The organism is Nostoc sp. DedQUE04, assembly GCF_034530995.1.
Classification (GTDB): domain Bacteria; phylum Cyanobacteriota; class Cyanobacteriia; order Cyanobacteriales; family Nostocaceae; genus Nostoc.
The window spans coordinates 23079-30152 of sequence record NZ_JAVRCA010000088.1; the positions used below are offsets into that span (position 1 = coordinate 23079).

Annotated in this window: 6 protein-coding genes; 2 read left to right on the forward strand and 4 right to left on the reverse strand. The window is 42.7% G+C overall.

Annotated elements, in window-relative coordinates; genetic code table 11:
• Window position 1 precedes the first annotated feature (1 nt).
• Window positions 2–481, forward strand: a complete 480-nt coding sequence (locus tag RM049_RS35525; RefSeq protein WP_322707565.1) for a hemerythrin domain-containing protein — start codon at window positions 2–4, stop codon at window positions 479–481.
• A 102-nt stretch (window positions 482–583) separates the two neighbouring features.
• On the forward strand, window positions 584–1705 hold the full coding sequence (locus RM049_RS35530) for a Gfo/Idh/MocA family oxidoreductase (protein ID WP_322707566.1): 1122 nt from the start codon (window positions 584–586) through the stop codon (window positions 1703–1705).
• A gap of 137 nt (window positions 1706–1842) precedes the next feature.
• On the opposite strand, the gene RM049_RS35535 is transcribed toward RM049_RS35530, so the two are convergent.
• The 4 genes from RM049_RS35535 to RM049_RS35550 all read right to left on the reverse strand — a co-directional run bounded on the left by RM049_RS35535 (window position 1843) and on the right by RM049_RS35550 (window position 6077).
• On the reverse strand, window positions 1843–3132 hold the full coding sequence (locus tag RM049_RS35535; RefSeq protein ID WP_322667177.1) for a Glu/Leu/Phe/Val dehydrogenase: 1290 nt from the start codon (window positions 3130–3132) through the stop codon (window positions 1843–1845).
• Window positions 3133–3354: 222 nt separating this feature from the next.
• Complete coding sequence (locus RM049_RS35540; protein WP_322707567.1) at window positions 3355–4497, reverse strand: beta-ketoacyl-ACP synthase; 1143 nt, start codon at window positions 4495–4497, stop codon at window positions 3355–3357.
• An 88-nt stretch (window positions 4498–4585) separates the two neighbouring features.
• Window positions 4586–5386 carry a peptidylprolyl isomerase gene (locus RM049_RS35545; RefSeq protein WP_322707568.1) on the reverse strand — a complete coding sequence of 267 codons (801 nt, stop codon included), beginning with the start codon at window positions 5384–5386 and terminating at the stop codon, window positions 4586–4588.
• A gap of 121 nt (window positions 5387–5507) precedes the next feature.
• Window positions 5508–6077 (reverse strand): photosystem I assembly protein Ycf4, encoded by a 570-nt coding sequence (locus RM049_RS35550; RefSeq protein WP_322667183.1) that lies wholly within the window; start codon window positions 6075–6077, stop codon window positions 5508–5510.
• Between the last annotated feature and the right edge of the window lie 997 nt (window positions 6078–7074).

Sequence of the window (7074 nt, forward strand, 5' to 3'; positions counted from 1 at the left end):
AATGGCTAAAACTAAAGCTAAATCAACAGACATTCTTTCATTAATTGAAGCAGAGCATCGCCAAGTTGAGAAACTTTTTGCAGAAGCAGAAAAAGCTAAAGGTGCAAAGTTGGTTGAGCAATTCAATCAAATCTATATAGAATTGATCTTACATGCAAGAACAGAAGAATTAGTTTTCTACCCAGCTTTGCGAGAATACGAAGAAACTGAAAAATATGTTGAAGAAGCTGAAGAAGAACATGAAGAAATTTCAGTTATTTTAGAAGAAATTAAGTCGCTTAAGCCTAATAACCCTGAATTTAGAGAAAAAATCAGTGAATTGAAGGAAACACTTGAGCATCATGTAAAGGAAGAAGAAAACGAAATTTTTCATGCTGTGCGCGAATGTATGAGCGATCGAGAGCTAACTGAATTGGGACAAGAGTTTCAAGAAATTAAAGCTAAGTTGACATCAAATGTAGAAGCTGCATTAGCAATCTAGGAATACACTTGTTTCAAATGTTTGCATAAATAGTTAGCCATAATTTCCACGTAATTAGGGCATTAAAATTACCAAAATATTCCTTCATAAAAGAGTAGAAAAATGACTGCTACAAATGGTAAGAATAAAATTCGTTATGCCGTTGTTGGTTTAGGTTGGTTTGCCCAACAAGCTGCCTTACCTTCCTTTGCCCAGGCTGAAAACTCAGAATTAGTGGCACTAGTTTCAGATGACGCCACTAAAAACGAAGAATTGAGTAAAAAGTATAGTATTGAGCATACTTACTCCTACGAAGAGTATGAGGACTGTTTGGCAAGCGGCGAGATTGATGCAGTTTATATTGCGTTACCTAATCACTTGCATTGCGACTACACTGTGCGAGCTGCTAATCAGGCAATTCATGTGTTATGTGAAAAGCCAATGGCAGTAACAGAAGAAGAGTGTGAGGCAATGATTAAAGCTGCCAATGATAATAATGTGAAGCTGATGATTGCCTACCGCTTACATTTAGAAGAAGCTAATTTACAAGCAGTTGAAATTTTGCGTACAAAGCAAATTGGTGAACCACGAATTTTCAACTCAGTTTTTACTCAGCAAGTAGAAGAAGGCAATATTCGTTTACGAGATGTTACAGGTGGTGGCACGCTCTATGATATTGGCATCTACTGCATTAATGCTGCACGTTACCTCTTTCAAGATGAACCAATTGAAGTATTGGCTGTAGCTGCCAATAACGGAGAACAACGCTTCAGCGAAGTGGAAGAAATGGCTAGCGTTATCTTGCGCTTCCCAAATGAGCGTTTGGCAACATTTACCTGTAGCTTTGGAGGAGCAAGTGTTTCAACCTATCAGATTGTAGGGACTCAAGGCGATTTACGAGTAGAACCTGCATATCCTTGGCAGGGCGAAATCAAGCATTACTTAACAATTAATGGTGAAACTCAAGAGCGTACCTTTGAGGATCGCGATCAACTAGCGGCTGAATTTACATACTTCTCTGATTGTATTCTCGAAGATAAAGATCCAGAACCATCAGGTACGGAAGGGTTGATTGATGTTTCGATTATTCAAGCACTTTACCAGTCAATTGAGACGGGTAAACCTGTGCAGATCCAAACTAGCAATCGCCATCAACGTCCCACATCAGATCAAACTATTGAGCGTCCTCCTAATGACGCGAAGCCAGACTTAATCCACGCTGCTGCACCTTCTGGCGAGTCATAATGCGATAGACCACTAGTTATGTTGTAGCGATCGCTTAACAAAAACATCGGCTATTCATAACATATAAGGGCACAACTATAATATTGTGCCCTTACATGTTATCTATTCAATTAAAAACTGCTGTCTATACCCAAATATTAAGGATAAAGACCTCTGTCAGTCAACGCCTGAGCCACTCTACCTACCCCCAGCGTGTAAGCTGCTAATCTTAAAGAAATTTGCCGTACCTCCGACTGATGAATCACCTTGCGATAGGCTTGCACCATCAAATGTTCCATTTCGCGGTTGACGCGCTCCTCATCCCAAAATACGTAAGAAAGACCCTGTACCCACTCTAAATAACTGACTACTACACCGCCAGCATTCGCCAAAATATCTGGTAACACTGTCACACCCCGCGCCTCTAAGGCCAAGTTAGCCTCAAGAGTAACCGGGCCGTTAGCTGCTTCTGCGACAATTTGCGCCTGCACCTGATTGACATTTTCTTCAGTGATTTGGTTCTCCAAAGCTGCTGGTATTAAGACATCACAGGGTAAGGTTAATAAATCTGCATTGCTAATTGGTACAGATTGCGGGAAACCAACAATACTCTTACGATTTTCAGCAGCGTAGACTTTTAATTTGGGAATATCAAGACCAGCTTCAGAGAATATTCCCCCAGCACCAGTTGAAACAGCGATAATTTTTGCGCCTGCTTCATATAGTAATTCCGCTGCGGCACAGCCGACGTTACCGAAACCCTGAATGGCTACTCGCACTCCTGCCAAAGATTTACCTCGATCTGCTAACGCCTCACGGACAATAATCATCGTGCCACGTCCGGTTGCCATTTCTCGCCCCAGAGAACCACCAATAGAAAGGGGTTTTCCAGTTACAACTCCTGGTACAGCATGACCAACATTTACAGAGTAGGTGTCCATCATCCAAGCCATCTCACGGGCAGAAGTACCCATATCTGGCGCAGGAATATCTACGGAAGGCCCAATATCTTTAATCAACTCGCTGATATAACGGCGGCTGATTCGTTCTAATTCGCCAACACTGTAGCGTTTGGGATCTATAGCAATGCCACCCTTTCCACCACCGTAAGGAATACCTAACAAGGCGCATTTCCAGGTCATCAACATTGCTAGAGCGGATACTTCGCGCAATGTCACAGCCGGATGGTAACGAATTCCGCCCTTGTATGGGCCTAAGACATCAGAGTGCTGCACTCGGTGTCCAGCGAGAACTTGTATTTCCCCATCATCTAACTTCACGGGGATGGAAACCGTAACAACTTTACGCGGGTGGCTGAGAATTTCTAGCAAACCCTGATTTAAATTTAATTCTTTAGCTGCCGCTTCTAAGTAACTACAGGCTTGGTCAAATGGGCATATATGCGCTGGAGAAGCAGGTTCTGACAGCAACAGAGATTTTGAAATCATAATTTTTCTCCTAATCACGGTATCTTTGCGAACCGGATCTCATCTGTACCTAAGCTTATCCTTTTTTTTTTGAAAAAGGATAGATTTTGTAGTTTTTGTTACAGTTTTATATTTTATATTCTGATATGTAAAAATTATTCGAAAATTACTGTTGTAGGGGCAGCTGTGCGCCCCTAAATGAAAATTTATATGTTATTGGTCAGATAGTTAAATCCAAAATTTTTACCTTGCTAACGCGATCGCAGCATTCTGTCCCCCAAAGCCAAAACTCAAACATAATACCTGTCGAATTTTACTTAGACGTGCGGCTGTAACAATATCTAAATCAAATTCTGGCTGCTGCAATCCCAAACAAGGCGGTAATATTTGATGCTTTAGCGCCATGAGAGAAAAAGCTACACCTAAAGCTCCAGATGCGCCTAGTGTATGACCTGTGCTTCCCTTGGTGGAACTAACCGCCACGCCTTGGGGAAACAAACGCTGGATTACCATACTCTCCATCTGGTCATTTAGCTGGGTAGCTGTGCCATGAGCATGAATGTAATCGATATCGCCTGGTGAGAGACAACTACGTTCTAGGCATTGTTTGATAGCAGCGATCGCACTTTTCCCTCCGGGTTCTGGTGAATTACTATGATATGCATCGTTAGTTAAGCCAAAACCGAGAATTTCACCATACACTTTTGCTTGACGCTGCTTGGCAAACTCTGCTGATTCTAAGACAAACACAGCCGCGCCTTCGCCCAAGACTAAGCCTTCTCTGTGCAAATCAAAGGGATAAGCCCCAGTTTTTGCCAAAGCACCCATCTGCTGAAACCCAGCTAAAGTTAAAGGTGTAATCGGTGCTTCCACTGCACCTGCGATCGCTTGTTGACATTGCCCAGTTTGTATAAGCATAGCTGCTTGAGCGATCGCCCAAATTCCAGTTGCACAGGCTGTCATTGGTGCTAAAACTATCCCCGATGCACCGATTTGTCTTGCAGCTGCGATCGCATTTAAATGAGGTAATGTATCTAGCCAATTTTCAAAAGAGGAAACCGGGAAATGATTCGCGTTATACATTTGCCGCGCCAGCATTTCCCAAGACGCTTGATAAGAGCGACTCGATCCAATGACTACAGCACAATCAGCTAAAGGTGCAACTAACCCAGAATCTTGTAAAGCAGAAGCAACAACCATCCGAGTTAACCTTGTCAACTCAGATGGTTGTTGATTAATCAAACCTAGAGGAAGTGGCGTAAGTTCTGGAAATGGTTGATGTAACCGAATTCCAGATTTACCAGCGATTAAATTTCGCCAGCTATCTTCTAAGCTTCCACCCAAGGCAGAAACTAAACCAATACCAGTAACAACAATTTTGACCAATTTAGGAGTTAGGAGTTAAAAGTGAGGAGTTAAGAGTTAAGAGTTTTTCCCTTGCCCCCCTGCTCCCCTGCTCCCCTGCCTTTTTCTCCTACTGTCCAGGCGTTTTTAAGTTTTCAGCACCTTGAGTGACTTTAGCAGAGTCAATGCGATCGCCTTGCTGAATTTTGTTTACTACATCAAAGCCTTGAGTGACATTGCCAAACACGGCGTAGTTACCATCCAAAAATGCTAGATCGGCTAAAGCAAAGTAAAACTGGGCAGAAGCTGAATCTGGTGATTGCGATCGCGCCATTGCTACTGCACCCTGTTTATGGGGCAATACGACGGGTTGAGCAGTAGCATCAAATGGTTTATTGTAAATTGGAGTATCTGAACCTTTTGGCTTAACTTCTAAAGGTATATAACGAGCATTTCCCGTTTTTGGGTCAATATAGCTACCAGTTCCTAGTTGATCTGCTGGAACTTTCGGGTCTTTGCTTTTGGGATCGCCCCCTTGAACTACAAAGGGTTGGGGTTCGCGTACAACTCGATGGAAAGCTAAACCATCGTACACACCCTTTTGCACTAAATCTATAAAGTTGCCAGCTGTAATGGGGGCATCAGTGCCGTCTACTTCGATAGTAATCGGCGAACCTTTAACCGTGATTACCACAGTAGCCTTGCCTTCTAGTCTTGGTAAATCTGTTATTCCAGGAATACTTTCACTAGTAGTTTGAGATACAGATGTTGCTTCAGTAGTTGTCTTGGTGCTTGCCTCGGTTGTAGCCGAGGTAGCAGTCGAGTTTGGAGAAGAGCTATTAGAAGCGACTTGCTGTGTTGAACATCCTCCCAACATCAAGGCACTGATAATCACAAGAGAAAGCAAAAATTGTGAAATTTTTAACCGCATTGCCTGTTACCGATTTAACCAAAGTATCTTATCGTTTTGAGGAGCATTGGGATTAGGGGAGAGGCGACAGGTAATAGGGAATAATCTGTACCCTGTTACCTCTACCCTCTACCCTAATTTCTTAAAGTCCTTCTAGTGATACTCCCAAAAAGCGGGCTAACTTTGCGCCTTCTGTTTCCAACTCTGTTAAAGATACCGGTTGTCCAACCCGTGTTAAGGGTATATCTCGCCGTCCTTTAATGCGTAGATAGAGGGCGCGACGGGGGTTAAGACCTTCTTTTATGTCTATTAATACAGATTGGACATCTTCTATGCGGCTATCAATCTGGATTCGGCGGTTTTTACCAGGAAACCCCCAGCGGAAGATTTTGATTGCGCCAGTTTCCCGATCGAATTCGTTGTAACCGCCTCCAACATCCAATAAAATCACTAACCACAGGTATGTAGCTAATAGCAAGCCAGCGGTACCATATAACCCCATTACTAATCCTTGGGGGACAAATACCAGTTGAGTGGGATCGGAAACTATGAGTAAATTAACTTTTAAATAACTGGATATTCCAGCCAATAGAAAGCCGCTTGCTCCCAAGGTAACGATAGTTGCCCACCAGTAGTTACTGAACCGACGAGAACCGAGAACATTTTGGTGCAGGAGGCGATCGCCTTTGTTAATCGTTGTTGATGTCGTCATTGAACTACCATTGCCTGTGAGATACTCGCTGTCACATACTCGCACACTGAATGCTCTTGCATAGAGTGGTGGGTTCCTTTGCCAATCCGGCTATTGCTTAGGAGGCACGGAGAGCTATGTTTGAAGTCCACGGGAACCCTGCCGCAGACTATAAATTTTTCACTTTGTACCTTACAAATTTTACTGTCCCGGATAATGCCGACTTACTTGTACTACGGGACAAACCACTTAGGCTATTTGTATTAGTCAAGATATGCCAACTTCCTTTCTCCTTGTCTAACGTTTCACATAGGTTTTCCAGAGGTGTATCAACGACCGTGGCAGCGAAGTGACTATCCGCATTTTACCAAACATCGTTGACAAAAACTCAACTGCGCCCTTCTATGTTCCTGCTACCGATATAATTTTTTAGGGAGTGTTGTACTATTTTTTTACTCAATGGCCGATCAAAATTCTTTCTCCCTGTCCTTCAGCCCCCCTTATTCCCTGCCACCCTCTCCCTGCCTCTTTTTGACCTCTTGAAATGAGCGATCTACCTACCTCCATCTACATTAAATTTTTTTAGATTTCTGAGAAAAGTTGTGTCAAATTGTAAAATTTCTGATATTCATATTATTTATAAGGTTCGTGTTTCATAGCTCATTTCCTTTTGCGTATCAGGCAAAAACCCTGAGTAGTGTGATAAGTTAAGAATCATTAAGTTACCACAAGCTAGATTACTAGCCGATGGTACGTGTAATGTCATAACCCTGAGAAATAATGACTTAACTAGTCAGTAAGCTCTCAGAATCTCAGTTACTTAAAAGCAGTTGAGATTGTCAAAAAAAACGTTAATTTCTCACGGCAGTCGGTTACATTGGCTTTCCGTACTACCTTAGAAACGTTGCAATTTTAGTAAAAAAAGAGGATTTAAGTCCGATGACCATCGCAGTTGGACGCGCCCCCAGTAGAGGGTGGTTTGACGTTCTAGACGACTGGCTCAAGCGCGATCGCTTCG